Here is a 22,817-nt window from a genome sequence, read left to right on the forward strand (position 1 = left end):
CAGATGCCTTCTTTGATCAGAAATTGTACGAGAGCTTGCCCTTGGCCTCTACAATCAGCTTCGTGGCAAGCATCTCGTCAATGACACCTGAGATATCCTTGTCCTTCAGCTTCAAGTGCTCCATCGCCTTGAGATGCTTGACCAAGGTCGCGCGCTTGCCCGGCCGTGCTGTCTTTGGTGACCGGCCCAAGATCTCGCGTACCTTGATAGTCGCGGCGAAGGCCGCGCCAATATCAATGCCATCAGAGGCTTGCACGGAAACACTGTTCTTCGTCTTCGCAGGCGGTGGGACTTCCGAAAGCGATTCAATCCGCTTGCAAGGCATGCCGCCGCTGGCGATATGAACAATGAGCGGGTCGTAACCCTTGTCCTTCGACAGGACGAAAACGGGGCCGCGCTCGCCACGCTCGGCAAGTCGTCCCAGCTCGAAGGCGATGTGGAAATCCAGTGCATTGCGACCGCTGCCGCTGGCTCGGATCCATTGTGCCGGCGGCTCAAGTGCCTGGCCAGCGATCACCAGATCCAGAGAAATGGACTTTTGGCTGGCGCCGGCGAAGACAATCAGGCGGGCTCCCCCAGGCACCGCAGCCGGTGCGAGCTGCTGGATGTTCTCCATGTCGACGAGAATGATCGGGCCGGGCATCTTTCTGTCCGTTTCGTTAGCGCGGGTCACGGATCACCACAAATCCAGGATCGCAGTGATCGCGGCCGGCGTCCATGGCTTCCTCTTCGGTGTCGAACGTTCCGGCATCGACCAAGTTAGCCGTGTAGCCAACGTCGCCATCCTTTGGGCAGAGATAGTCGTCTCTCCGCTGCGGACAATCCAGCCGCGCTGTTTGCTTGTCGCTTTCATCTTTTCCTAGATGTGGAGCATTGAAAGGACAGCCAGCACACCGCCAATCGCACCTACCCCGTACGATGCCACCTGCAACCATCGGCGCCGCGTGAGCAGCGTGATTGCCGCCAAGGCTATAGAAACCTGAACTGCTACGACGGCTTGTGCCCAACGGTGATGATGGTGGACAGCATTCTCACTGGCCTCGTCAGCGTCCCTAGCCGCTCGCTCTTGCGCCTCTGCCTTCTGCCGGATTTGCTCCTTCTCCGCCCCGTAGCGCAGCGCCTCCCGATTGGCGGCGGCTTGATCCACGCCGGGCAGCTGTGCCATCAGTTCAGCAATCGCTTGCTTCTGTCCCTTCGCTTGGTAGTAGGCCCATTGGTTGGCTGCCTCGGTCTTGTGAATAGCTGCCTCATTCTTCAGAAGCAGCGCTTCGTTTTGGGTCGCCCCGCCCTGATAGCCGAAAACCGCGCCAGCCGTCGACAGGATCGCTGTCATCACCGCAATACGTCCCGAAAAACTGTCGGCATGACCGATTTCCGCCGCGTGCTCAATCGCGTGGTCGTGGACACCGTGTACGTGAAATCCCTCTGACATTGCTATTCCGCTTCAAAACAGCTGCTTGACGGCCCAAACGCCCAAAATGAGCACGATGGCGATGACAATGACGCCTACCAAACCGTGACCACGCATCAGAGCGCCGACCGTGTGGTTGGTCGCGCTGCGTACCACGGCGCCGGCTACCTGGTCCACAATAGACGTATGGCTATGTGCAAGAATTTTCATGCTTTTCCTACATGAGATCGATGTTCAGTTGGAATCCAATCTTTCAAACCTCAGGACCAAATGCCGGCTTGGCATACCTGTTGAGAATGGGAGCGAACATCATCCCATTCTCAGTACGCAGCTCTACCGCACTGTGCTTCAGCAGGTATGCAAACTCGGCCGCCGAAACGACGTTCTCGTCCGTAACATATTGAACACCAGCCTTGTTCCAGCCGTTGCTAACCAACTTGGCAAGAATCGCCTTGGAGGCGGCATCAAGCGGCGCAGATGAAGTCTGCAGACTCATCGTTCGTCCTTTCTAGTCGATCACTGCCGCACATCCGTCTGCTGGGGCGCCAGCTACTCCATCACGGCGATCACCTTTCCGTTATCTAGTGCGCGAGCACCGCGCCAAGATTGAGTTCATCGGCAACTTTCTTCAATCGCTTGTCGCGCGTCCAGATGGTGATGCCTGGTTGTAGGCGCGCGGACGCCAACAGTGACGTGTCGACATATCCGATTCCACGATTGAACAAACCTTCGCGCTCGATCAGATAAAAGGTCTCCTCCGGCGTTGCAACTAGCGCGCGCGGCAGATCGAGCAACGCGCCAAGCACGACGTCACGGTCACGCAGACTACCGAGCGAAATCTCGCCTATCACATATGGATGAGCCAGCACACGCTCCTCGGCAAGCAGGCTAATCAGCATAGGATCAGAAGCGTTGATGTGGTCAATCCAGACCGACGTGTCGACAAGAATCATTCGACGACCTGCCGGCGACGCGGCGCCCCCTTGATGCCCGGTTGGCTACCGCCAAGATTCGCGAGTCGTTTCGCGGCTTCACGCTGGATCAAGGCCTTTAGTGCTTCGCGCACAAGTGCCGTTTTTTCCTCCAGGCCCGTATAGGCTTGAGCCTTGGCGATCAAGTCGTCATCAAGCGCAATAGTCGTACGCATGGGAACCTCCGTAAGTATCAGCACAAATTATAGCATCGGTTGATGCTTATAATAGTGCATTCCGTCATCTCGTAGTTGGAGAGCGCGCCCAAACGGGGGCAAACGACCGGACAAGCGCTGAGAGGCCAATGAGCCACCTCAAACGCGCGCCGGCTCCCGTCGTATGTTGAACGATGCTATCCCTCCATCGCCGGAGAGGAATACCACCGCCTTACTGCTTAGTTACCCCCCGGTTTGGCGCGGTCTCCCGGATGCGCCAAAGGGGGTAATCGTATCGAATCTTCAGGCGCCTGAACGAGTGAAGCCAAGCAATCGAGCGCTCCACGACCCAGCGCGTTTTGCCAAGTCCACTGCCGTGAGGCGAGCCGATTTTGGCAAGCACGGGCGTGATGCCGCGCTTGCGCAAGCGCTGTCGGTGTGGCTCAGAGCTGTAGCCCCGGTCGCCTTGGACGATTTTCGGCTTGCGCAGAGGGCGCCCTCGCATTCCGCGAATGGGGGGATCGCCTCGACCGGCGTATCGAGTTGCGTGATGTCGTTGCAGTTAGCGCCGCTCAGGATGACCGCGAGCGGGATGCCTTGGGCGTCGACGATGAGGTGATGCTTGCTGCCGAGCTTGCGCCGGTCCGTTGGGTTCGGGCCAGTTTTTTCCCGCCAGCATGGCGCGAACCGAGGAGCTGTCGACAATGGCGCGCGCCATGTCGAGTTGGCCGCGACGGCGCAATTCGGACAGTAGTGTCTCGTGGATGCGTTGCCAGACGCCAGCCCCCTGCCATGCAACCAGCCGCCGCCAGCATGCGGTACCCGAGCCACAGCCGCAACTCTTGCGGCAGTAGGTTCCAGGCGATGCCAACGAACTTGTCTCGCTCTATGGTGCGCTGATGGCACACGGCACCGAGATCGATGCAAAAGGCGTTGCCGCCATGATTCAACAAGTCGATGCTGCGGCGATTTCGAACACAATGCGTGTGCTCGAGATGTCGGGCCGGCTGTCGCGCGCCAACGCGCGCGTGGTTGAGTTTCAACGTACGCACCCCATCACAGAGTTGTGGGGAACTGGGCAGCGAGCCTCGAGCGACTCGATGAGCCTGGATACTTCACCCCATCTGTTTTACGCTCGTGTCGATCCGCGCAGGCGCACCCATGCAGTCGGTATCTACACGCACGTCCTAGACCAGCACGGCATCGTTTACAACCAGCCCATCGTCCTTAACGAGCGCCAGGCGGGGGTCTCAATTGAAGGGACAGTGCGCCACAACGACACGCGAGAAGATGGCGGCCTGCTCGCGCTTGCCGTTGATACGCATGGGTATACGAACGTGGGGATGGCCGTATCGAAGCTGCTCGGCTTCGATCTATGCCCGCGGCTACGCAACTTGTCGGAGCGCAAGCTCTATCTGCCACGGGGTGTGGAGATGGCCAAAGAGCTTGCTCCCATAGTGGATCATGTGTATTAGCTGGGAGGCACGGGCGCGGTTGCAGGCCGAGCGCGACACGCTCAGCCGGCAACTGGCGGAGGCAGAGCAGGCGCTCGGACAAGGGGAGGCAGCGCAAGAAGGGCTGCGGGCCGAACTGGCATCGGCGCTGCGGCGGGCCGAGCGCGCGCAAGCCGAGACCACCGCGGCGCGCCGCATGGTGACCCCCAGGCGTCAGGTGCCAGCGACCAAAACCAAGTTCAAGTTCAAGCCGGGGCCGGCCTGAGGAGGGGAGGGGGCGGGGATTTGTCCACTGCGCTATCTGTAGATTTGATTAAAATTTAAGCAGATAGGTTACCTTGTCCTCCTGCCGGCGCAAATCTTTGCAGCGGCAATCCCCGGAACAACCTTGACGTCCAATGTTCCCGAACGACGGCGCGACGCTAGATCCTGCTCCTCCTCAAATCTATTCACCTGCATCATGTCGATTGAAATCGAGCGCGCGGAAGCGATCACCTGGATTCGCATCCAGATGGCCCTGCATGGGCTAAGCCTGTCCGACCTGCAGGCCGCCGGCTGCTTTGCCGAGTCGCCTCCACCCCCAACGTCTAGTGTGGTGCGCTACCGCAACGCGCACGGGCAGGGGGGGGACGGCCGCTGCGGCATGCCGGACTGGCTGCAGCGGGCGGTCAATGCCGGGCAGAGCGCGGAACATTTCCGGGTGCCCATCGCGGGAATAGCGGGGCGCGTCTCGAAGGGGAGTTCCGATTTGAAATCAAATGGTTAGCCGGAGGTGTGGCGGATTTTTGACGATTACCCGGCCATTCCTCAAAAGCAGGCTCAAGAACAAGGTGTGCCGACAGCGGCCCAGATCTGGGTGGCGCCAGCGAGAGCAGTGACGACAACGATGACAGCCGACAAGGAGCGGACGGAGGCGATCCGCTGGATCCAGGACCAGATGGCCGACTATGGGCTGACGATGGATGAGTTGAAGGCGGCGGGGTGCTTCGACCCGCTGCCCCCGCCCCCCACCACCCCGCCGCCCGTGGTCTGCTACCGCAATGCCGAGGGGCTGAGCTGGGACGGGCAGGGCGAGATGCCGTCCTGGCTGAAGCGGGCGGTCAATGCAGGGCAGTCGGTGGAGTTTTACCGGGTCGGCTAGGGCCTTCGGTTCTCCGAGCCTCTTCAGAGGGCTCGGTCTTGGGGGAGGCTATCAAACATGGACCTCAGCGCTCTTGACATCGCTTCATTCGTCGATCAAGATTGTCCCGCGTCCTAGGACACGGGACAGGCATCGAGGCGGTGAGATGAAAAGTCAAGACATTTTGCTTCTGCTAAAGCTAGTCAGCTTGGCAACCAGCGGTAGGGGGCACGCTCGAGTTCAACCTGAAAAATGGCAAGACTGGGAGGTCTCACCTCTGGCGCGACGAAGTGACCCCCTCGAAATTCTGGAATGGGACGATCGGAGTGAATCCCATCTGCAAGAGCGCCCCAGCATATTTGCCGAAGCAGAGCGTCAGGGAACCGAAAGGCACGACTCTCCCGGAGATTACGGGACTTCCGAGCCCGAATCCGAGAATTTGAGCAACACCACGGAGTACAGTGTCCGGGGATTAGCTGCGTCAACGGGGATCAGCAAGTCACAGGTAAGCCTGTCTCTACAACGCTGTTTCGATGTTGGTTTAGCAAAAATTGATAGGAAGGAAGGAGTGCCGCGCGCCAACACAAGAGCCTTGGGTGAACTGATCATCTATGGTTTGCGCTACGTCTTTCCGGTTCAGCTTGGAGAACTGACGCGCGGAATTGCAACCTCACTTGGGGCTCCGGTGCTCGAAGGTCAAATAATGACAGCCGGTGAGCTTGTTCCTGTCTGGCCGGACGCTCGCGGCAATACTAAGGGTCAAGCGGTGACGCCACTGGCTCCTTCGGTTCCAAAAGCGGTACGGACAGATCCGCGATTGTATGCACTACTCGCACTTACTGACGCTATCAGGATTGGACAGCCGAGGGAGAGGAATTTTGCTGCCGACCGGCTGATAGCTATGCTGAAGGACGCTGCATGAACACGTACAACCGCCATAAGGCGATGATTGCAGCAGTCGCCAAGGCGATAGGCAGCGATATGTTGACCGAGGTCGCATTTGTGGGAGGTTGCACGACAGGCCTCCTGCTGACAGACGATTTCTCCCGAGAACAGGTAAGGCACACCGACGATGTCGACCTGATTGTTCACGTTGTTGGGCATGTTGGGTGGGCCGACTTACAGGAACGACTGCGTACGAGAGGATTCCGTGATGACGTCTCTGGCAGCGGACCGATCTGTGCGATGAAACTCGGTGAGCTTCGCGTGGACTTCATGCCCGACGATGCGAGAGTGCTCACCTTCACTAACCGATGGTACGCAGACGCGCTTAGATCAGCGCAGAGTGTCGAACTGGACGAGCAGATCACCATTCGCTTGGTTCAGCCACCGTACTTTGTCGCCACGAAACTCGAGGCCTATCATCAGCGGGGAAATGACGACCCACTGGGAAGCCAGGACATGGAGGATATCTTGAGCCTCTTCGACGGAAGGTCCGAACTGGTGGAGGAATTGGAACATGCAACAGCCGAACTCCTCGCATACGTCGGCGCACAGTTGCGAGAGCTACTGGAGCATCCCGATTTTGACTATGCCGTGCAGAGTGCTTCTTGCGGCAGCCCGGATCGGGAAAAGCTTATCTGGGAACGCATCGAGCGTATCGCCGGGAGTGTCAACTGATGGCGCTACATGGGGAATGGACTAGTAGAAAAGGCCTCTTCCGAAGGGAGAACCGCGATGCCGGAGGACTACTCCATAGCAATCAGGTCACGCTTGCAATAGTTGTTGACGCTAGCGAACGGGGGCCACAGGGTGCTGTGTTCGGACGCCTGTGGATCGAAAACCTACTCAGTATGGCCACAGACTTCGCGGAACCCAATGCTACCGTTCTGGTTCAGGCAATGGAACGTGCGCAGGGTATGCTGAGAACCGATTATCCATCGGAGGTGGCCGCTTATAGTGCTCTTTTGCTTCGACATGATCTAGGCACAGGGTGGGCATTGGGGTGTGGTGATTGCCGCGTTGGCAAGGTCGATTCTTCTGGCTCTATCGATTGGCTAACGCCTGTTCACACTTTGGCAAACATGACTGGCGCACCATTCACTGTCGATCATGCGGCCATGCCGGAACGTCACACGTTGACTCGCTCTCTCCGAGCGAAGCGCTTTGTAAGCCCGGACGTGACAGCGATCGACTTGTCTGCGAACCAGTGGGTGCTCTCGACCGACGGGTACTGGATCGAGCATCTCATGATTGGGATCCCCCGGGATGAACTGGGCGACGACGCGAGCTGTTTGTATTTAACCGCGACCGGTGACCATTCACGTGCAGATACGGACTGCGATAACTGGCAGTTGACCATGGCTGTGTGAGCCCCACGCTGCAGAGTGGGGTCATCGTACTTTTTGTGCGAAATCTGGCGCTGGCGAGCCGGAATGCCGCTTACAGCAAGGCGTCACGGGTTATCCGACCCCGCGTGCCCGCTGATTTTTCAAGTACCAGATTCGAAAGCGTTTTCAGGGCAGAACCGCCAGATTTTGTACAAAAAGTACAATGACCCCTATCTGGGGTATTCGTACTTTCCGTGCAAAAGGTGGCGGTACCAGGGCGTGTAGCAGAGCATTCCGGCGCAATGAGTCTCCCGCGACCGGAGTATTTGTAAGTCCTTGATAAATTAGCCCTTTCGGGGGCAACCCGCCAGAAAATGCACGGAAAGCACAAATACCGCAGTCCGGACAACAAGCCCATAGTTACCGAGATCTGATTGTGGAAACGTTGATGGAAGGCATATGTCCGGCAGAGGCATTCCAAATGGTTCGGGGATCGGCATGCTATGAGGGTTGGCCGGGATGAAGGAGTCTGGCACATCAATCTGCCGTCGTTTTGGGCTGGAGTTGGTGGACCGGGGCCGTTGCGCTGGAAGCCAGATCAACCAGGAGACCGCATTGGAAAGCGATCGCCGAATTGCCGCACAGAGCGACTACATTGAGTATCCACCTTGGTTGACATTGCACGCCGGAACCGAGGCAGTGTTGACCTTCGCTGTGGCCGCGAGCGGGATGTTGCACCACATCGATTCAGTGCCCAACGGCAAGCAATGTGGGTGCGTTTGCCCAGCCTGCGGCGAATCACTCATTGCCCGACAGGGTGCGGTGCGGGCACACTCGTTTGCGCATGACTCCGGAGCCGAATGTCGCTGGGCACAGGAGACTGTGCTTCACCGCCTGGCCAAGCAGCTCATTGCGCAGCAGGGCGAGTTTGCCGTTCCGGGCGTCAAGGTCGTGGTCGAGCGCCCAGCCCCAGGACTACCGGTGCGGGCCCAGGCATCGCTGCCCGGGCGGACTATCTATCCACAATCCGTCACGTTGGAGCACCTGCTGTTCACCGTGCGTCCGGATGTGGTGCTGTCGCTCGGCGAGCGCAAGCTCTTAGTGGAAATTGCCGTCACCCACAAGGTGGATCAGTCGAAGCTCGCCAGGCTGCGCGAGCTTGGTCACGCCGCGGTCGAAATCGACCTGACGCGGCGCCGGCCGGCGACGATTGGGCAACTGTCGGCCGTGCTGTTCGGCCAAGACGATCGCAAGAAATGGCTGGTGAACGCGAAGGAGACTGAACTTCGCCGCAGGCTGGAGGCGGAATGCGAGGAGCGTTACCAGCAACAGGTGCGCGAGCAAGCGGCATTGGAGGCGCGACTCGCGCACAATCGCGCGCTGGAAAATCAAAGGCTGGCGAACTTGCCGATCGTCCCAGCTGTTGCATCGAGCGCCAAACCGACCTTGCCGGGCGTGCGCTATGCGACCAGGGGTGGGGCCCTGGTGTTGTACAAACACGCTGACGACAGCGTACGGTTTGCCCAACTCGGCTTTGGTGACCGCGGTGAGTACGTTCTCGATTGGTTCCACATCGCCATACGGGTACAGAACCTCGAACAGATGATCAAGGGCAGGCCGGCACACTGCGACGGCCCTAGTAACGCCGCCTTGATCAAGGCGCTGCAGGGTGGCAAGTGGCACCTGCGGCACGGCTGCCCCCATCTGGCGTTGCGCCGATTGGAAAGCCTGGGCTGGGATCTGGAAGCTGAGGCAAGCCCCGAGGAAGCCAAACTCATTGGCAAACTCGAGGAGTTCATCGTCTACCTGGACAACAGCCCCCTGTTTGGCGCGGTCTCCAATATGGGGCGAATCTAGGCCACCCCAGTGACGCTCCCCATCCCGCAAGCGAGCTACCATGTGGACGGCGACCGGCCTCGTCGTGGCGAACGCTACCGGCTGGTCAGCGCGCGGCACCATGCCCACGGCAGAGACCTCGATCCCCGCCAGGCGTTGCATCAGGCGGTCGATGGTTAACGCGGGCTAACTCGTATGAGCAATACCTGCTTACTTAGAGGCCAGGCGACGTACAAAGAGCACGGCCGTTAGGATTGACAATAGCACGCCAACGACCGTGATTGCCTGTGATGGCCCGCGCCGAGGGTGTCTCACCTCGTGGATAGAGAAACCCTGCGCATCGACTTCTACCAAGGACGACTCATCCAGAATGTAGATTCGCGAAAAGGTTGCCCAGGGTGTGATGGCGTCAAGATAGCGGCGAAGCATTGGTACAGCCGTCATGTGGTCCAGCGCGGGAGCGGGCCAGTTATCATAGATCAGTAGCCAGTTCTCGCCGAACCTCGTGAATTCAGGCTTCATTGCCGACGCGCATTTTCTCTCAACGAAGTGAGTAATGGCGGCAGCCCAATCTCGCTCGACAGAATCACCATGCCAGCCAGCGCCAGGATCGTTCAGTTGAATTTCCTTGATAAGATCGGCTTTCTTCTTCGCGCGCTCCCCCACCGTGGCACGCTGCAAGAAGTAGACGTCGGGTCCGTGTCCCTGCGCTCTCAATCTGTACGCCCATGCCTTGTTAGCGGGAACTGCTTCCGTGTGTTCGATTCCCACGGTGCACTCCCCATGACGCAGCTGGAAGTCGGGACGCTCGCCCTTCGTCAGCTCAAGCGGGAACTGGAGCGAGGAACGCGGGAGAGAAGCCAGCAATCGCGCGACGGCGTATCGCTCCGTATGCTCAGAAGTTCTTCCTGCGCCCCTGGGCGGAACAGTCACGTCGATGGATGGCAAGAGCCGCCGAAGCTCTTTGTAGCTGAGAGCGTTAAGCATCATGACCTCAAGAGATTCCTGACCGCCCGTATCCTACTTCATCGGAAGTCTCGGCTCGCATGCGTGGTGGCGCTTATGTTTGAATCAGTGCGCCTTCCTTGGGGGAGTAGGTGAAGAACATGGCATTCTCGAACTCGCCGAGTTCCCGTGGGATGTGTCGCATCCCGAGGTAGGCCAACAGCCAGTGCTCCCTCGCGCTTCTCCCACGCGTGAGACGGACTGCGGAGGGTAGCGGCAATGAGAGGTGATCGCAACGGTCAAACGATAATATGCTGATTGCAGCAATTAAAATAATGGAGCGGGGAGACAGCAACCTACTGATTTATTGGCATTTTTCTTGGGTGGCAGCCGGGAAACCCGCATGGCTAGGAGTGGTGGCTACCCCGGTAAACTGCAGCGAAAACAAAGGGAGACCGCTCCAGGGCGAACTGGAGGCGGCCCTCGCGGCCGCCCAGGCGCGTTAGGAGGAAGGCACGCGTCAGCTCGCGGCGCTGGAGCGGCAACTGCAGGAACTACGAACCCAATTTTCGACCGAGTTGGAGCACACCCGCGAGCAGGTGGCCGTCGCCCAGGAGCGGGCCAGCGCCACGGAGCGCCGCGTGCTCCGCGAGATCGACCTGGAACGCACGCTGCGCCAGAAGGGCGAGCAAGCGCTCGCGGACCTGCGCGCCGAACTGGCGGCCATGCAGGCGAGGGCGCAAGACGCCGCCGTGGCCGGTGCCGAGGCGCGGGCGCGCTTGCAGGCCGAGCGCGACACGGACCTGCAACTGGCGTAGGCACAGCAGCAGGCGCTCGGACGAGGGCAGGCGGTACAAGACGCGCTGCGGGCCGAGCTGGAAGCGGCGCTGCGGCGCGCCGAGCGCGCCCAAGCCACCGCGTCGTGCCGTATGGCGCCAACCCGGCGTCGGACGCCGGCGGCACGCACCAAGTTCAAGCCGGGGCCGACCTGAGGGAGGGCGCCGGAGGTGTCGGATGGAATCTATCCACCGCGCAAGGGGACAAGCCGCGCGGGGGCCGAGTGCCGACGGTATCAACCGATTTGATTAAAATCTAAGCAAGGAGAGGGGCCACGCCTTCCCGGCGGCACCACGCCGGATCGCTCGCCTCCCTAAATCTGTTCACCAACGCCATGTCGATCGAAATCGAGCGCGCCGAAGCGATTACCTGGATCCGCATCTAGATGGCCCAGCACGGCCTGACCCTGGCCCAGTTGCAGGCGGCCGGCTGTTTTGCGGAGCCGGCACCGGCGACGGTGCCCGGGGCGGTGCGAGATCGCAACGCGCACGGCCAGGGCTGGGACGGTCGCGGTGCCATGACGGACTGGCTGCAACGGGCGATCCGCGCCGGGCAGACGGCGGAACATTTCTGCGTAGCCGTCGCGGGAATCACGGGGCCCGCCGTCAAGGGGAGTTCCGATTTGAAATCAAATGGTTGGCCGGAGGTGCGGCGGATTATTGACGAATCCCGGCCGCCCCTCATGGAGGAGCTGGAAGCGGCGGGGTGTTTCGATCCGCCGCCCCCGTTACTATCTTCGTGCCCCGATAATTGGGGCTTTGGCAAGCCAGGCCCGGCATGATTCCTGCCCCCAGTCGTCCATGATCCGGGGGGTGTTGTCACCGGGTCTGGTGGATGGCTGGTGATCGCTAATAGGGGCTCGGCCGGAACATCCTGAGGCCGTCCGTAACGTGGATGCCGAGATTTGCCACCGTTGTTGCGGCCAATCCGCTCAATCCGCACAAATTTCGATGCAAGAAAACCAACAACACGACTTCGTCGGCGTTGATGTAGGCAAAGGCCATCATCACGCTGTCGCGCTCGATCGGACCGGAAAGCGCCTTTACAACAAAGCGCTGCCCAACGATGAGGCCAAACTGCGCGCCCTCATTACCGACCTCAAGGCACACGGCCGACTCCTGTTCGTCGTCGATCAGCCCGCCACCATTGGCGCGCTGCCGGTCGCAGTCGCCCGCGACGAAGGCGTCCTGGTCGCCTGTCGGTGCGAGGCGATGCACAGCCGGTTGCAGAATCGGCCCGTTTCCGAAGACGCAGCGGATGCTGTCGACGCGCCGCGCGCCCGGTGTATGGAGTCCTGAGTTCGCAGCGAACCTAGGCGGTCTGCAGTTCACGCTCCGTGTGTGACACTAACGGACCGTCCCGCGCGCCAGCCGGACGTAGTCCATACCTCAATATCCGCGTGCTGGATCGATGATGTTGTCCGGCGATTTGTCGGCGGAAACGCGAATAATATTTTCCGCAATCTGTCTTGCCGCGGATGAGGGAATCGCCACCGAAGCCAGGTGGGGGGTGATCAGCACATTGGGCATGCTCCACAGCGGATCCCCGGCAGGCAAAGGTTCGCGCTCGAAAACGTCCAGGGTTGCCCCGCCGATGTGGCCACTTTGGAGCAGGTCCGTAAGCGCCGCCTGATCGACCAGTGCGCCCCGCGCAACGTTGATGAACGCCGCGCCTCGCGGCAGTCGCTCGAGTCGCGCCCGATCCAGGACGCCAGCAGTCTGCGGCGTGAGCGGCAGCATCACGACGACAATGTCCGCCTGTCCGAGCACGGTGTCGAGCGTTTCCAGTCCGGCAAAGCACTCCACGCCTTCGATCTGCGCCGGGCTGCGCGACCAGCCGATCACCTTGAACCCCTGGCGCTGCAGTTCGTGGGCCGCTTTCGCGCCCAGCTGACCGAGCCCCAGAACCGCCACGCGGGTGTCTTCCGGAGAACGGGGATGACGGTAGGCCCACTCACCCCGCCGCTGCGCCTGCTCGAAGTACGGGATGTCCCGGGCGTGCCGCAGCACAGAGAACAGCACGTACCCCGCCATCATGCGCGCCATCTGCGGGTCCGTGAGCCGTGTGATCGGAATGCCTGGGGGAAGATCCTGCCGCTGAACCAGTGAATCAACCCCGGCCCCCAGATTGACGATCAGGCGCAAGTTCGTCATCCCGGCAAAAAAATTCTCCGGCGGTTTCCAGGCGAGTGCGTAGTGAATGTCGGCCGGCCGGATGATGTCGTTAGAGTGAATGACCTTCAGATTCGGGAGCTGCGCCTGGAGCGCGCGCTTCCACGTGTCGAAATCGTCGAATGCGCTGTAGAAGGCCAGCACACCCGAGGGGGTGTCCTCAGAAATTGGCATCGTGGCAACTGCATTGAGAAAAATGGCATTGACGGCAGCGAGAGTACACCTTGCTGCCGTTCCGCGTGCGCATGGGAAATCAGACCGCTGCTCTGCCTTTCTGCACCAGCCGCATGACGGCCTCGATGGCAAATTCGTAGCCGTCGCCGCCCAGCCCGGCGATCACGCCATCCGCCACCTTGGAGATGTAGGAATGGTGGCGGAACGGCTCGCGCTTCCAGATGTTGCTCATATGGGTTTCGATGATCGGGCCGGGGAAAGACAGCAAGGCATCGAGGATCGGAATCGAAGAGTAGGTCAGGCCGGCCGCATTGATGATAATGCCGTCCGCCACTCCGCGCGCTTCCTGGATCCAGTCGACCAGTTGTCCCTCGTAGTTCGACTGCAAAAAGCGCAGGTCGGCATTCAGGGACGCGGCCTTCTGCTCGCATCGTGACTGCAGCATCGGAAAGCTGTCGCTGCCGTACGTCTTGTTGGCGTCCAGGCCATAAAGATTGGCGTTGGGGCCATTCAGGAACCAGATGTTGGTCTTTTCGTTCATGTTCGAACCTCTGTATCGCAACCTTCGTGGGGGCGCGTGGCCTGCATGGCGGGAAGGCTTTGGAAAGCCTCGTTCCAGCGTGCTGCGTTGCCGTATTGGGCGCGCCAATCGATTTCTGGAAACCGGAAATCCAGATACCCCAGCGCGCAGCCGATGGTGATTTCACCGATGGCGGGCTGTTCTTCCACCAGGTCCGGTGCGATGGCATCGATTGACTCGAGGCAGGCGCTGACTTTCGTCAGCAGCGCTTCGCGCCACGTGGGCCACTGGACTTCCTCCGGGCGCGCCGTCCGTTCGTAGCGCGCGAGTAGCGCGGCGTCGAGCAAGCCATCGCCGAGCGCCTGGCGGGTCAGGGCCGTCCACCGCGCGGGGCCGGAGGCGGGAAAGATGTCCGCGGCGTCTGCCCGGCTGGCCAGGTACTCGCAAATCACCCGGCTGTCATAGATGGCCTGGCCATTTTCCAGGATCAGCGTCGGGACCTTTGCGAGCGGGTTGTGGGCCGCGATGCGCGGGTCGCGCCGCACCGGATGGGCGGCGCTGTCCAGCAGCTCGATGTATTCGGCCTGCCCCGTCAGGTGTGCGCAGACCATGACCTTGCGCACGAATGGCGAGGTCGGAGCGAAAAGAAGTTTCAGCATGCTCTATTGGATGACAGGCTCTAGGGGATCAGGACCAGTTTGCCGAAGACCTTACCGCTTTCCAGCATCTGGTGTGACGCAACCGCCTCCGAGAGCGGGAAGGTGGCGTGGATGCGCGGCTTGACCCGTCCGTTATTCAGCAACGGGATGACTTGGCGGGCAATGCTCTGGGCCATCCGGGTTTTTTCGTAATGGCTCTGGGGGCGCATGGTGGACGAGTGCAGGCTCACCTGGCGCTGCATCAGCGTCAGCAGTTCGACATTGACCGCCGAACCCTGCATGAAGGACAGGCTCACATGGCGGCCGCCGAAGGCCATCGCGGCAAGATTGCGGCGGACATAGTCGCCGCCTACGATATCGATTACCACGTCGACCCCGCGCCCATTGGTGTACTCCAGGCAGGCCTCGGTGAAATCGGTGGTGGGCCAGCAGATCGTCGCATCGACGCCCATAGCGCGCAGTTCTGGAAAACGGCTTTCGTCGTTGTCCGTGACGATGACGGTAGCGCCGGCGGCGTGCGCCATGCGAATCGCGAGCGTGCCGATACCGCCGGCTGCACCGTGGATCAGGACGGTTTCGCCCATGGCCAGGCGGCCCAGCTCGAACAGGTTGTGCCACACGGTGAACAGCCCCTCGGGCAAGGCGGCTGCTTCGGCATCGGAAAGTGTGCCGGGCACGATGAAGGACTGATCGACCGGCGCCGTACACCACGGCGCATAGCCGCCGCCGGGCACCAGGCTCATCAGCCGCTGACCCACCAGCCGGCTGTCCACGCCGGGACCGCAGGCGACCACTTCGCCGCAGACTTCCAGGCCGAGCACGTCGGTGATGCCGGGCGCCGGCTTCGCGATACCTTGACGCTGCATGATATCGGGCCGGTTGACGCCGGCGGCGAGCACGCGCAGCAGGATTTCACCAGCACCGGGCTCGGGCATGGGGCGCGCGGCCAGCGTCAATACACTGGCGTCGCCGGGTTCACGGGCGATGATGGCTTGCATGGAGCGGGGGAGACTGGTCATGGGTGTGTCTTCTCAGGCTGCGTTGTCTGACGCGTTGTGTTATGCCTTCGCGTTGCGATCTTGCATCTGTTCTTACGTCCGCTTCTGCGGACTGAAAATGCTCACGCCCTCATCAGGCAGCGCAAGTCCCGCGACCGAGCCGATGGGCCATTGCTGCATGGCGCTCAGGCCCGCACTGCGCACCGTGACGACCTGACGCGCCGTCATCGGAATGTCCACGTCGATGAACGTATTGATGTGATCGCCCTGGTAGACGTGATTGATCACCGTGCCGCTTAACACCGATTCTGCATGGAGATTCTCAAGCTTGATGTGCTCCGGGCGCACGTACACGTCCAGCCTTTCCCCGTCGTGCGATGCGTCGGCCAGGCGCGCATGCGGGAAGCTGATGAGCCCCGAGCCCAGACGCAGTTGCACATCCGTTGCCGTCTGGCCGTGATAGTGCCCCGGCAGGATGTTCACGTCACCCAGGAAGGATGCCACGAACGGGTCTTTCGGGTTCTGATACAGATCGGCCGGCGACGCGATCTGCCGAATGATACCGTTCGACATCACCGCGATCCGGTCGGACATGGCCAGCGCCTCGCCCTGGTCATGGGTGACGAATACTGTGGTCAGGCCCAAGCGGCGCTGGATTTCCCGGATCTCGACCTGCATGGAGCCGCGCAGGTTCTTGTCCAGGGCCGAGAAGGGCTCGTCCAGCAGTAGTACCTTGGGCTGGATCACCAGCGCCCGCGCCAGCGCCACGCGCTGCTGCTGGCCGCCCGAGAGTTCGCGGGGCTTGCGGTGCCCGAGGCCGTCGAGCTTCACTAGGTCCACTACCTGCTTCACACGCTGTGCGATTTCGTCCTTGCCTACGCCCCGCATGCGCAGGCCATAGCCGATATTGCGCTCGACGGTCATGTGGGGAAAGAGCGCGTAGTTCTGGAAGACGATGCCGATCTGCCGCTTGTGCGGCGGCTCGCAGGTCATCGGCTGACCATCGATGAAAATCTCGCCGGTGTCGGCTTCCGCAAAGCCGGCGATGAGGTTGAGGAGCGTCGTCTTGCCGCAGCCGGACGGGCCCAGCAGGGTGAGGAATTCCCCGCGTCGTATCTTCAGCGAGAGATCGTGCAGCACGGTGTGGTCGTGATACTTCTTGACCACCCGTTCCAGGCTGACGGCAGTATCGAGCTGTGCGTGGTGTTGCTGTGCGGTAGGCTCGGAGTTGGCTACGTTCATAGTGGTACGGAGATTGAGGAGTATGCCGTGCTCCAGGCTTGGGCCCGATGACATCGAGGCCGAGCTGGTCCTGGCAAGCAGAATAAGGCAAACAGCCAGAGTCGGGACTTTGCCGAAACTGATGCGACCCCTCGGAAAAAACGAAATGCCCATTTTCTGGCGCAGGCGGCGCGGATGCGATGGGCCGGAACGCCTTGTGGCGCGCGGTTGTGCGGGGGCGGTGCGGCACCCTTCGGCCGGCGCTTTACTTTTTCCTAAGTCATGAGTTTGAAAAACGTGATTTTCAAACGATGTGGGCTTCATCAAACTGGCCACTGTCGATGAGCGATGTCTCCAGGGCGCCAGTACGCCTTGCTGTCGATGCTTCCATGCCGGGGCGACTTACCGGAGCGATTATTTTTAGGAAATTCAAATGTCAGTGGAAAAAATCAACACCGTGGTGGTCGGTGCTGGCCAGGCGGGCATCGCGATGAGTGAGCATCTCGCGCACATGGATGTGCAGCATGTCGTGCTGGAACGCAGCCGAATCGCAGAGCGCTGGCGCTCGGAGCGTTGGGATTCTCTGGTTGCGAATGGGCCGGCCTGGCATGACCGTTTTCCCGGGATGAGATTCGAAGGTATTTCGCCGGAGACCTTTCCGCCGAAAGAGCGCATGGCCCAGTATTTCGAGAGCTACGCCGCCATGCTGAAGGCGCCGGTCCGTACCGGCGTGGAAGTCAAGCAAGTGGAACGGCATCAAGGGCGTCCCGGCTTCAGGGTGACGACTTCCGAGGGTATCATCGAGGCAGACAACGTCGTTGCCGCAACCGGGCCGTTCCAGACGCCGGCCTATCCGAAGATCGTGCCTGAGAGCGAAAAAATCCAGCAGCTGCATTCCTCGACCTACAAAAATCCGGGCCAATTGGCGGAAGGCGCGGTGCTCGTGGTGGGCGCGGGCGCTTCCGGCTCGCAAATCGCCGAAGAGCTGCGCCAGGCCGGCAAGACGGTTTATCTCTCGGTCGGCGAGCATTACCGCCCACCGCGCGCGTACCGGGGACGTGACTACTGCTGGTGGCTGGGCGCCCTCGGCCTGTGGGATGAAGTGAGGATCCGGCCCAAGAAGGCGCACGTCGCTTTCGCCGTGAGCGGCTATGAAGGCGGCAAGACCGTCGATTTCCGGCGCCTGGCGCATGCGGGCATCAACCTGGTCGGGCTAACCCAATCCTACAAAGATGGCGTCATGACGTTCGAGCCAGGCCTGCTCGAGAACGTGGCCGAAGGCGACCGCGCCTACTTCGATGTGCTGCGCGAAGCGGATGCCTATATCGAAGAGAATGGCCTGCCGTTTCCGCCGGAACCTGACGCCTGGGAGCTGCTGCCGGACCCGGAGTGCCTCAAGAACCCGATCCTCAGCCTCGACCTGGCCGAAGCCAGCATCACCACGATTCTCTGGGCGACCGGTTTCAAGTTTGATTTCAACTGGCTAAACGTGAAGAATGCCTTCGACGAGAAAGGCGATCCGTTCCACAAGCGCGGCATCTCCGCGGAAGGCGGTATCTATTTCCTGGGTCTACCGAATCTGGTCAACCGGGCGTCGTCCTTCATCTATGGCGTCTGGCACGATGCGAAATACATCGCTGACCATATCGTGCTCCAGAACGGCTATATGACGTATGAGCGGTCTTGAGGCTGCACGGTGACCTGTCATTCGTAACGAGGTTGCACGGACGAGTTGCCGGATCGGGTGATCCGGCGGCTTTTTGCTTTTTTTCCGGGGAGTTCGCATGGCCGAGATGACGTGCATTGAAGATCTGCGCAACCTGGCGAGAAAGCGCGTGCCACGCATGTTCTATGACTATGTCGACGGCGGTTCGTGGACCGAATATACCTACCGTGCCAACGAGACGGATTTTCAGCGTATCGAATTCCGCCAGCGCGTGGCGGTCGACATTACCGTGCGGAGCACCGCCAGCACCATGGTGGGTCAGCCGGTCCCAGCATGCCGGTGGCGATCGCGCCCACCGGATTGACCGGCATGCAGCACGCCGATGGAGAAATTCTGGCCGCGCGCGCGGCGAAGCGGCACGGCATCCCATTCACCTTGTCCACCATGAGCATTTGCTCGATCGAGGCGGTGGCGGAAGCCACCGGTCGCCATCCGTTCTGGTTCCAGCTGTATGTGCTGCGCGACCGGACATTTGTCGAAAGCCTGATCGACCGTGCCAAAAATGCCAATTGTTCGGCGCTCGTGGTCACCATGGACTTGCAGGTCTTCGGCCAGCGGCACAAGGACAAGAAAAACGGTCTGTCCACGCCGCCCAAGCCCACCCTGCGCAACTTTGTGAACATGGCGAGCAAGCCGCGCTGGTGCCTGGGCATGCTGGGGACCAAACACCGTCAGTTCGGCAATATCGTCGGGCATGCCAAGGGCGTCGACAATATCGGGGCGCTGGTGGAGTGGACTCAGGAGCAGTTCGATCCGCGTCTGTCCTGGCAGGATGTCGAATGGATCAAGACGCGTTGGGATGGGAAGCTGATCGTCAAGGGCATCCAGGACCCCGAGGATGCGCGGCTGGCGGTGGAAAGCGGCGCCGATGCCATCATCGTGTCGAACCATGGCGGGCGCCAGCTGGACGGCGCCGCGTCCTCAATCTCCACATTGCCGCGCATCGTGGAAGCCGTCGGGGATCGGGTGGAAGTTCATATGGATGGCGGCATCCGCTCGGGCCAGGATGTGCTCAAGGCCGTCGCGCTCGGGGCGCGTGGCACGTATATTGGTCGCGCCATGATGTATGGCCTGGGCGCCCTCGGCGAGCAAGGCGTGACCACGGCCTTGAACATCATTCAGAACGAGCTCGATCTCTCCATGGCATTTTGCGGCAAGACGGATATCCAGTCGGTCGACCGCAGCATCCTGCTGACGAAGTAAGAGATGCTTTCAAGAAGATTCTGGCGTTCGGCTTTGTATCATGCGGTGGCCCTGCCGTACTACATGTACTGTCCGCGGCCGCGTGACTAGCCAGAACCCCTTCGCTTCATTTTGAGAGTGTCTCCGAGGCCTCGCTGTTCTCCAGGCGGCGCAGCAGGTGGCGCACGCCAACGCAGCCGATTTCCTCATCGAAGGACAGCGCTAGCTGCAAGGGGCGCTGGAGCGGCTGCCGGGCGGCTGCCACCATGGCGGTGACGGCGCAGGCAACGAAGCCTTTCATGTCGGCTGTGCCGCGTCCGTAGATGCGACCATCCCGGTGCGTTGCCTCAAAAGGGGGCGAAGTCCAGGGCTGGCCTTCCACCGGCACCACATCGGTATGGCCGGAGAGCAGGACGCCCGGAACGCCCACCGGACCGACCGTCGCAAACAGATTGGATCGGCTGGGGTCTTGCGGGTTAGGCGCAAGCATCGATTCGATGCCGGCTTCCGCCAGGATGTCCTGGACCTTGTGGATGGGCGCGATGTTTGGCGTCAGGGAAACCGATGCGAAAGAAATGAGCGTCTCCAGAAGCGAGACGCTTGCGGAAGAGGTTTGATTTTCCATCTCTGGCGTTTTTGATGGGGCACTGCCGAATGCGGCATGACCGATGAAGATGGCGCTTCAGGACGCCGATTCAAGGCGTTGCTATATGGGGATCGAAGAAACTTGGAGCGCTCATTCCGGGAATGTATTGGTCGGAGATATAAGCGCGGCAGCGTTCCATGAAGACCCTTGTCAATCTTGACTGTTTCATCGGCTTGTAAGTCGCCAGGCCGAGCAGCATAGGTCGATGGGTACCGGCAAGGCGGATCCGCACCATGCGTTTTCCATCGAGCGACTGATTGGATTTGGGGCGCACATTGAAGAGCGCGTAGCCAATTCCGTTGGCGACCAAGGCCCGGACTGCTTCCGTGGACTGCGAACGCGCCGCGATGTTCGGCGTCACGCCGGCCTTTTCAAACAGGGAGGCGAAATAGTCCCGGCTCATCGGTATATCGAGCAAGACGTAGGGTTCGGGCGCCAGCTCTTCGAAGGAGACGACTTTCTGCTGCGCCAGCGGATGGACCTCACTCACCAGGACATAGGGCGGCATCGTCGCCAGGCTCTCGAACTGGATGTCATCGCCAAGGTGCAGGTCGTAGGTGATTGCCAGGTCGATCTCGAGCGCATGGAGCTTGTTCATCAAGACCTCCTGGTCGCCTTCGACCATCTGCAGCTCGATTTTTTTGAAGGCGCGCGAAAAGCCGAAGATGACCTCGGGCGCAATCATGGGCGTGAGCGACTGGAAGCTTCCCACCCGCAAGGTGCCCTGGATAACTTCACTCGAATCGGAGGCGATTTCATAGAGCCGGGACGACCGTCCGAGCATATCTTCGCAGTGTTGCAGGACCAGCGTGCCGACGGGCGTCAGGCCAATGCCCTTGGAAGGATGGCGCACGAACAGCTGCGCGCCCAGTTCGGCCTCGATATGGGCGATGGCTGCGGAGATCGAGGGAGAGGAGATATGGATTTGCGTCGACGCAGCGGAGATGCTGCCATGCTTCGCCGTTGCGACGAAATACTCCATTTGGCGCAGGGAAATGCGATTGAGCATGTCGAGATCAAGAAAAGGTGAACGGTCCAATGTACTGGAGAAAGTTTGCCCTTTCGAGCACCGGCCGCCTGACCGGCGCTGTCGCGCTGTTATTCGATGCATCGGTCAGGTCAAAGGTTTCCGGGAACGCCGAAGCTGGGCGCCGCACGGGGATCGAGCGCCCGCTTGACATAGTCCTTCAGCTGCGGCGCGTAAACCTGCCAGACGGCATAGAGGGCCTCGACTGGATCGTTTTCCACCCAGTCCAGGCGCAGATCTACGACAGGCCAGTTTTGCGCATCGTACACCAACAGGCCTGCCGAGTGCACCGGACCTTCCTCGCCGCCGACGGCCTGGCCGGCGAGCATGGCTTGTATCAGCCGTTCCGCCAGCGCGCCTTCGGTCTGCTCGAAGGCCGACAGCATGGCCTGGGGCACGTCACGCGTCGCCAGCATGTTGCCCGCGCATGCGGCATGGGTGCCGACCACGCTTGCCAGGGTCCCCAGCGCCTTGGCACCGGTGAAAACCACCGGCGGGTTGTGCGCGTCGATGGCCATGAGCTGGCGATACTCGATATGGGGGCGCTTCTGCAGCTCGGCGAGGGCGCGTTCCGGCGTAAGGCCACTGGCCATCAGGTCCAGGGCGAGGGGGCCCAGATCCGGGTCAGTAATATTCTGGCTCGCGGTTGCGCCGACCCCTTTGCGGCCGCGGATGCAGCGCGAGGCAACTGCCGGTGACGAGGACGCCACGGCGGCGCCAAACTGGCCGGTGGCGGGGCACCGCGCGATGATAGAAAAGGTCATGGCAGCTCAGTCAGGGATGACAGCGATGGCGTCGATTTCGACCAGCCACTCGGGGCGGGCCAGAGCCGATACGACGATGCCGGTCGAGACCGGAAAGACACCCTTCAGCCAGTGGCCCACGACGCGATAGACCGCTTCGCGGTAGCGCGGGTCGATGATGTAGATCGTGATCTTGCAGATGTCCTCGAGCTCGCCGCCGGCTTCCTTGAGCAGCATCGCGATGTTGGCCATGGCCTGCTCCGCCTGTCCGGCGACGTCCCCGATGCACACGCTCTCCGAGGTGTCGAGGTTCTGGCCGATCTGCCCTCGCAGAAAAACGGTACTGCCTCGCGCGACAACGGCTTGGCAAAGGTCGTTGTCCAGATTCTGTTCAGGGTAGGTAACTTTCGTGTTGAAGGTGCGGATGCGGGTATGTTTCATGGTCGATTCAGGTCAATTCAGCAGGTGGCGGGAGGTTGGGGCCATGCACCCCGAGTGCATGGTCAGGCGCAGCCGCTGGCGGCGCCATTTGTATTTTCCGGCTGGCTGTTTAGGAATTTCCGAATACCACCGAACCTCAGACGGCCGCTAACCTGTTCCAGACGGCGGAACAATCCACAACCCCATCGGGAAATGTGAGGCACCCCTACGAAAAAACCGACTTGGCCGCATGGCACGACTTTCACATCATAGGCTCCGTAATTCGAAGTAATTGCGTCAAAGTCGTCTCAGTGAAGGTTTCAGCGTATTT

General features: G+C 60.8%; 25 protein-coding genes and 5 pseudogenes. 13 read left to right on the forward strand and 17 right to left on the reverse strand.

What is annotated here, in order from left to right; translation table 11 throughout:
- Positions 1-16: 16 nt before the first annotated feature.
- The 7 genes and pseudogenes from AC07XB_RS29275 to AC07XB_RS29305 form a co-directional block, all read right to left on the reverse strand.
- Positions 17-643 (reverse strand): PIN domain-containing protein, encoded by a 627-nt coding sequence (locus AC07XB_RS29275; RefSeq protein ID WP_045242046.1) that lies wholly within the window; start codon positions 641-643, stop codon positions 17-19.
- 216 nt (positions 644-859) lie between these two features.
- Positions 860-1,432, reverse strand: a complete 573-nt coding sequence (locus tag AC07XB_RS29280; protein WP_492832048.1) for a DUF4337 domain-containing protein — start codon at positions 1,430-1,432, stop codon at positions 860-862.
- 12 nt (positions 1,433-1,444) lie between these two features.
- Positions 1,445-1,621: a hypothetical protein gene (locus AC07XB_RS29285; protein ID WP_492832046.1), complete on the reverse strand. Its 177-nt coding sequence runs from the start codon at positions 1,619-1,621 to the stop codon at positions 1,445-1,447.
- Positions 1,622-1,664: 43 nt separating this feature from the next.
- A complete protein-coding gene (locus tag AC07XB_RS29290; RefSeq protein ID WP_492832044.1) occupies positions 1,665-1,907 on the reverse strand; it encodes a hypothetical protein in 243 nt (80 codons plus the stop codon).
- An 85-nt stretch (positions 1,908-1,992) separates the two neighbouring features.
- Positions 1,993-2,364: a type II toxin-antitoxin system VapC family toxin gene (locus AC07XB_RS29295; RefSeq protein ID WP_492814780.1), complete on the reverse strand. Its 372-nt coding sequence runs from the start codon at positions 2,362-2,364 to the stop codon at positions 1,993-1,995.
- Positions 2,361-2,558: a type II toxin-antitoxin system VapB family antitoxin gene (locus tag AC07XB_RS29300; RefSeq protein ID WP_150992784.1), complete on the reverse strand. Its 198-nt coding sequence runs from the start codon at positions 2,556-2,558 to the stop codon at positions 2,361-2,363. Before AC07XB_RS29300 ends, AC07XB_RS29295 begins: the two co-directional genes overlap by 4 nt.
- Positions 2,559-2,769: 211 nt before the next feature.
- Positions 2,770-3,406: pseudogene (locus AC07XB_RS29305) on the reverse strand (IS5 family transposase); the annotation flags it as partial.
- Here AC07XB_RS29305 and AC07XB_RS29310 point away from each other — a divergent pair.
- The 8 genes and pseudogenes from AC07XB_RS29310 to AC07XB_RS29345 all read left to right on the forward strand — a co-directional run.
- Positions 3,401-3,997, forward strand: a pseudogene (locus AC07XB_RS29310) (Tn3 family transposase); the annotation flags it as partial. The pseudogenes AC07XB_RS29305 and AC07XB_RS29310 sit on opposite strands and share 6 nt — an antisense overlap.
- 4 nt (positions 3,998-4,001) lie before the next feature.
- Positions 4,002-4,256, forward strand: coding sequence for a hypothetical protein (locus tag AC07XB_RS29315; RefSeq protein WP_492832156.1), 255 nt, complete (start codon positions 4,002-4,004; stop codon positions 4,254-4,256).
- 195 nt (positions 4,257-4,451) lie between these two features.
- Entirely contained in the window at positions 4,452-4,757 is a 306-nt protein-coding gene (locus AC07XB_RS29320) for an H-NS histone family protein (RefSeq protein WP_492832158.1), read from the forward strand.
- A gap of 120 nt (positions 4,758-4,877) precedes the next feature.
- Positions 4,878-5,132: an H-NS histone family protein gene (locus AC07XB_RS29325; protein ID WP_492832160.1), complete on the forward strand. Its 255-nt coding sequence runs from the start codon at positions 4,878-4,880 to the stop codon at positions 5,130-5,132.
- A gap of 145 nt (positions 5,133-5,277) precedes the next feature.
- A complete protein-coding gene (locus AC07XB_RS29330) occupies positions 5,278-6,033 on the forward strand; it encodes a hypothetical protein (protein WP_492832162.1) in 756 nt (251 codons plus the stop codon).
- A complete protein-coding gene (locus AC07XB_RS29335) occupies positions 6,030-6,731 on the forward strand; it encodes a hypothetical protein (protein ID WP_492832164.1) in 702 nt (233 codons plus the stop codon). The genes AC07XB_RS29330 and AC07XB_RS29335 overlap by 4 nt, the downstream gene beginning before the upstream one ends.
- Positions 6,732-6,904: 173 nt before the next feature.
- Complete coding sequence (locus AC07XB_RS29340) at positions 6,905-7,423, forward strand: hypothetical protein (protein ID WP_492832166.1); 519 nt, start codon at positions 6,905-6,907, stop codon at positions 7,421-7,423.
- Between the two features lie 1,464 nt (positions 7,424-8,887).
- Positions 8,888-9,208, forward strand: a pseudogene (locus AC07XB_RS29345) (ISKra4-like element ISBte1 family transposase); the annotation flags it as partial.
- A gap of 219 nt (positions 9,209-9,427) precedes the next feature.
- Here AC07XB_RS29345 and AC07XB_RS29350 read toward each other — a convergent pair.
- Entirely contained in the window at positions 9,428-10,207 is a 780-nt protein-coding gene (locus AC07XB_RS29350) for a hypothetical protein (RefSeq protein WP_492832168.1), read from the reverse strand.
- Positions 10,208-10,740: 533 nt separating this feature from the next.
- Here AC07XB_RS29350 and AC07XB_RS29355 point away from each other — a divergent pair.
- The 3 genes and pseudogenes from AC07XB_RS29355 to AC07XB_RS29365 form a co-directional block, all read left to right on the forward strand.
- Positions 10,741-10,980 (forward strand): hypothetical protein, encoded by a 240-nt coding sequence (locus AC07XB_RS29355; protein WP_492832170.1) that lies wholly within the window; start codon positions 10,741-10,743, stop codon positions 10,978-10,980.
- 404 nt (positions 10,981-11,384) lie between these two features.
- Positions 11,385-11,780, forward strand: a complete 396-nt coding sequence (locus AC07XB_RS29360; RefSeq protein WP_492832172.1) for a hypothetical protein — start codon at positions 11,385-11,387, stop codon at positions 11,778-11,780.
- A 113-nt stretch (positions 11,781-11,893) separates the two neighbouring features.
- Positions 11,894-12,270, forward strand: a pseudogene (locus tag AC07XB_RS29365) (IS110 family transposase); the annotation flags it as partial.
- 117 nt (positions 12,271-12,387) lie between these two features.
- On the opposite strand, the gene AC07XB_RS29370 reads toward AC07XB_RS29365, so the two are convergent.
- The 5 genes from AC07XB_RS29370 to AC07XB_RS29390 all read right to left on the reverse strand — a co-directional run bounded on the left by AC07XB_RS29370 (position 12,388) and on the right by AC07XB_RS29390 (position 16,763).
- Entirely contained in the window at positions 12,388-13,344 is a 957-nt protein-coding gene (locus AC07XB_RS29370; RefSeq protein WP_492832174.1) for a 2-hydroxyacid dehydrogenase, read from the reverse strand.
- Positions 13,345-13,423: 79 nt separating this feature from the next.
- Entirely contained in the window at positions 13,424-13,885 is a 462-nt protein-coding gene (locus AC07XB_RS29375) for a type II 3-dehydroquinate dehydratase (protein ID WP_492832176.1), read from the reverse strand.
- Positions 13,882-14,523: a glutathione S-transferase gene (locus tag AC07XB_RS29380; RefSeq protein ID WP_492832178.1), complete on the reverse strand. Its 642-nt coding sequence runs from the start codon at positions 14,521-14,523 to the stop codon at positions 13,882-13,884. Before AC07XB_RS29380 ends, AC07XB_RS29375 begins: the two co-directional genes overlap by 4 nt.
- Positions 14,524-14,543: 20 nt before the next feature.
- Positions 14,544-15,521, reverse strand: coding sequence for an NAD(P)H-quinone oxidoreductase (locus tag AC07XB_RS29385; RefSeq protein ID WP_492832180.1), 978 nt, complete (start codon positions 15,519-15,521; stop codon positions 14,544-14,546).
- A 93-nt stretch (positions 15,522-15,614) separates the two neighbouring features.
- Positions 15,615-16,763 carry an ABC transporter ATP-binding protein gene (locus AC07XB_RS29390; protein WP_416047140.1) on the reverse strand — a complete coding sequence of 383 codons (1,149 nt, stop codon included), beginning with the start codon at positions 16,761-16,763 and terminating at the stop codon, positions 15,615-15,617.
- A gap of 412 nt (positions 16,764-17,175) precedes the next feature.
- On the opposite strand from AC07XB_RS29390, the gene AC07XB_RS29395 reads away from it, so the two are divergent.
- Positions 17,176-18,429, forward strand: a complete 1,254-nt coding sequence (locus tag AC07XB_RS29395) for a flavin-containing monooxygenase (RefSeq protein ID WP_492832182.1) — start codon at positions 17,176-17,178, stop codon at positions 18,427-18,429.
- Positions 18,430-18,526: 97 nt separating this feature from the next.
- Positions 18,527-19,671: pseudogene (locus tag AC07XB_RS29400) on the forward strand (alpha-hydroxy acid oxidase).
- Positions 19,672-19,777: 106 nt separating this feature from the next.
- Here the strand turns inward: AC07XB_RS29400 and AC07XB_RS29405 are convergent.
- The 4 genes from AC07XB_RS29405 to AC07XB_RS29420 all read right to left on the reverse strand — a co-directional run bounded on the left by AC07XB_RS29405 (position 19,778) and on the right by AC07XB_RS29420 (position 22,507).
- The gene (locus AC07XB_RS29405; RefSeq protein ID WP_492832184.1) at positions 19,778-20,275 is read right to left on the reverse strand and encodes a M20/M25/M40 family metallo-hydrolase; all 498 of its coding nucleotides are present in this window, start codon (positions 20,273-20,275) and stop codon (positions 19,778-19,780) included.
- 70 nt (positions 20,276-20,345) lie between these two features.
- Positions 20,346-21,305: a LysR family transcriptional regulator gene (locus AC07XB_RS29410; RefSeq protein ID WP_253932485.1), complete on the reverse strand. Its 960-nt coding sequence runs from the start codon at positions 21,303-21,305 to the stop codon at positions 20,346-20,348.
- 110 nt (positions 21,306-21,415) lie between these two features.
- Positions 21,416-22,087 (reverse strand): DUF1028 domain-containing protein, encoded by a 672-nt coding sequence (locus AC07XB_RS29415; RefSeq protein WP_253932484.1) that lies wholly within the window; start codon positions 22,085-22,087, stop codon positions 21,416-21,418.
- A 6-nt stretch (positions 22,088-22,093) separates the two neighbouring features.
- Positions 22,094-22,507 carry a RidA family protein gene (locus AC07XB_RS29420; protein WP_253932483.1) on the reverse strand — a complete coding sequence of 138 codons (414 nt, stop codon included), beginning with the start codon at positions 22,505-22,507 and terminating at the stop codon, positions 22,094-22,096.
- Between the last annotated feature and the right edge of the window lie 310 nt (positions 22,508-22,817).

This window comes from Cupriavidus sp. GW821-FHT02F09 (assembly GCF_059421605.1).

Coding starts and splice junctions, on each gene's coding strand:
- AC07XB_RS29275 (WP_045242046.1), bottom strand. CDS start 643: ATGCCCGGCCCGATCATTCTCGTCGACATGGAGAACATCCAGCAGCTC.
- AC07XB_RS29280 (WP_492832048.1), bottom strand. CDS start 1,432: ATGTCAGAGGGATTTCACGTACACGGTGTCCACGACCACGCGATTGAG.
- AC07XB_RS29285 (WP_492832046.1), bottom strand. CDS start 1,621: ATGAAAATTCTTGCACATAGCCATACGTCTATTGTGGACCAGGTAGCC.
- AC07XB_RS29290 (WP_492832044.1), bottom strand. CDS start 1,907: ATGAGTCTGCAGACTTCATCTGCGCCGCTTGATGCCGCCTCCAAGGCG.
- AC07XB_RS29295 (WP_492814780.1), bottom strand. CDS start 2,364: ATGATTCTTGTCGACACGTCGGTCTGGATTGACCACATCAACGCTTCT.
- AC07XB_RS29300 (WP_150992784.1), bottom strand. CDS start 2,558: ATGCGTACGACTATTGCGCTTGATGACGACTTGATCGCCAAGGCTCAA.
- AC07XB_RS29315 (WP_492832156.1), top strand. CDS start 4,002: ATGTGTATTAGCTGGGAGGCACGGGCGCGGTTGCAGGCCGAGCGCGAC.
- AC07XB_RS29320 (WP_492832158.1), top strand. CDS start 4,452: ATGTCGATTGAAATCGAGCGCGCGGAAGCGATCACCTGGATTCGCATC.
- AC07XB_RS29325 (WP_492832160.1), top strand. CDS start 4,878: ATGACAGCCGACAAGGAGCGGACGGAGGCGATCCGCTGGATCCAGGAC.
- AC07XB_RS29330 (WP_492832162.1), top strand. CDS start 5,278: ATGAAAAGTCAAGACATTTTGCTTCTGCTAAAGCTAGTCAGCTTGGCA.
- AC07XB_RS29335 (WP_492832164.1), top strand. CDS start 6,030: ATGAACACGTACAACCGCCATAAGGCGATGATTGCAGCAGTCGCCAAG.
- AC07XB_RS29340 (WP_492832166.1), top strand. CDS start 6,905: ATGGCCACAGACTTCGCGGAACCCAATGCTACCGTTCTGGTTCAGGCA.
- AC07XB_RS29350 (WP_492832168.1), bottom strand. CDS start 10,207: ATGATGCTTAACGCTCTCAGCTACAAAGAGCTTCGGCGGCTCTTGCCA.
- AC07XB_RS29360 (WP_492832172.1), top strand. CDS start 11,385: ATGGCCCAGCACGGCCTGACCCTGGCCCAGTTGCAGGCGGCCGGCTGT.
- AC07XB_RS29370 (WP_492832174.1), bottom strand. CDS start 13,344: ATGCCAATTTCTGAGGACACCCCCTCGGGTGTGCTGGCCTTCTACAGC.
- AC07XB_RS29375 (WP_492832176.1), bottom strand. CDS start 13,885: ATGAACGAAAAGACCAACATCTGGTTCCTGAATGGCCCCAACGCCAAT.
- AC07XB_RS29380 (WP_492832178.1), bottom strand. CDS start 14,523: ATGCTGAAACTTCTTTTCGCTCCGACCTCGCCATTCGTGCGCAAGGTC.
- AC07XB_RS29385 (WP_492832180.1), bottom strand. CDS start 15,521: ATGCAAGCCATCATCGCCCGTGAACCCGGCGACGCCAGTGTATTGACG.
- AC07XB_RS29390 (WP_416047140.1), bottom strand. CDS start 16,763: ATGAACGTAGCCAACTCCGAGCCTACCGCACAGCAACACCACGCACAG.
- AC07XB_RS29395 (WP_492832182.1), top strand. CDS start 17,176: ATGTCAGTGGAAAAAATCAACACCGTGGTGGTCGGTGCTGGCCAGGCG.
- AC07XB_RS29405 (WP_492832184.1), bottom strand. CDS start 20,275: ATGGAAAATCAAACCTCTTCCGCAAGCGTCTCGCTTCTGGAGACGCTC.
- AC07XB_RS29410 (WP_253932485.1), bottom strand. CDS start 21,305: ATGCTCAATCGCATTTCCCTGCGCCAAATGGAGTATTTCGTCGCAACG.
- AC07XB_RS29415 (WP_253932484.1), bottom strand. CDS start 22,087: ATGACCTTTTCTATCATCGCGCGGTGCCCCGCCACCGGCCAGTTTGGC.
- AC07XB_RS29420 (WP_253932483.1), bottom strand. CDS start 22,507: ATGAAACATACCCGCATCCGCACCTTCAACACGAAAGTTACCTACCCT.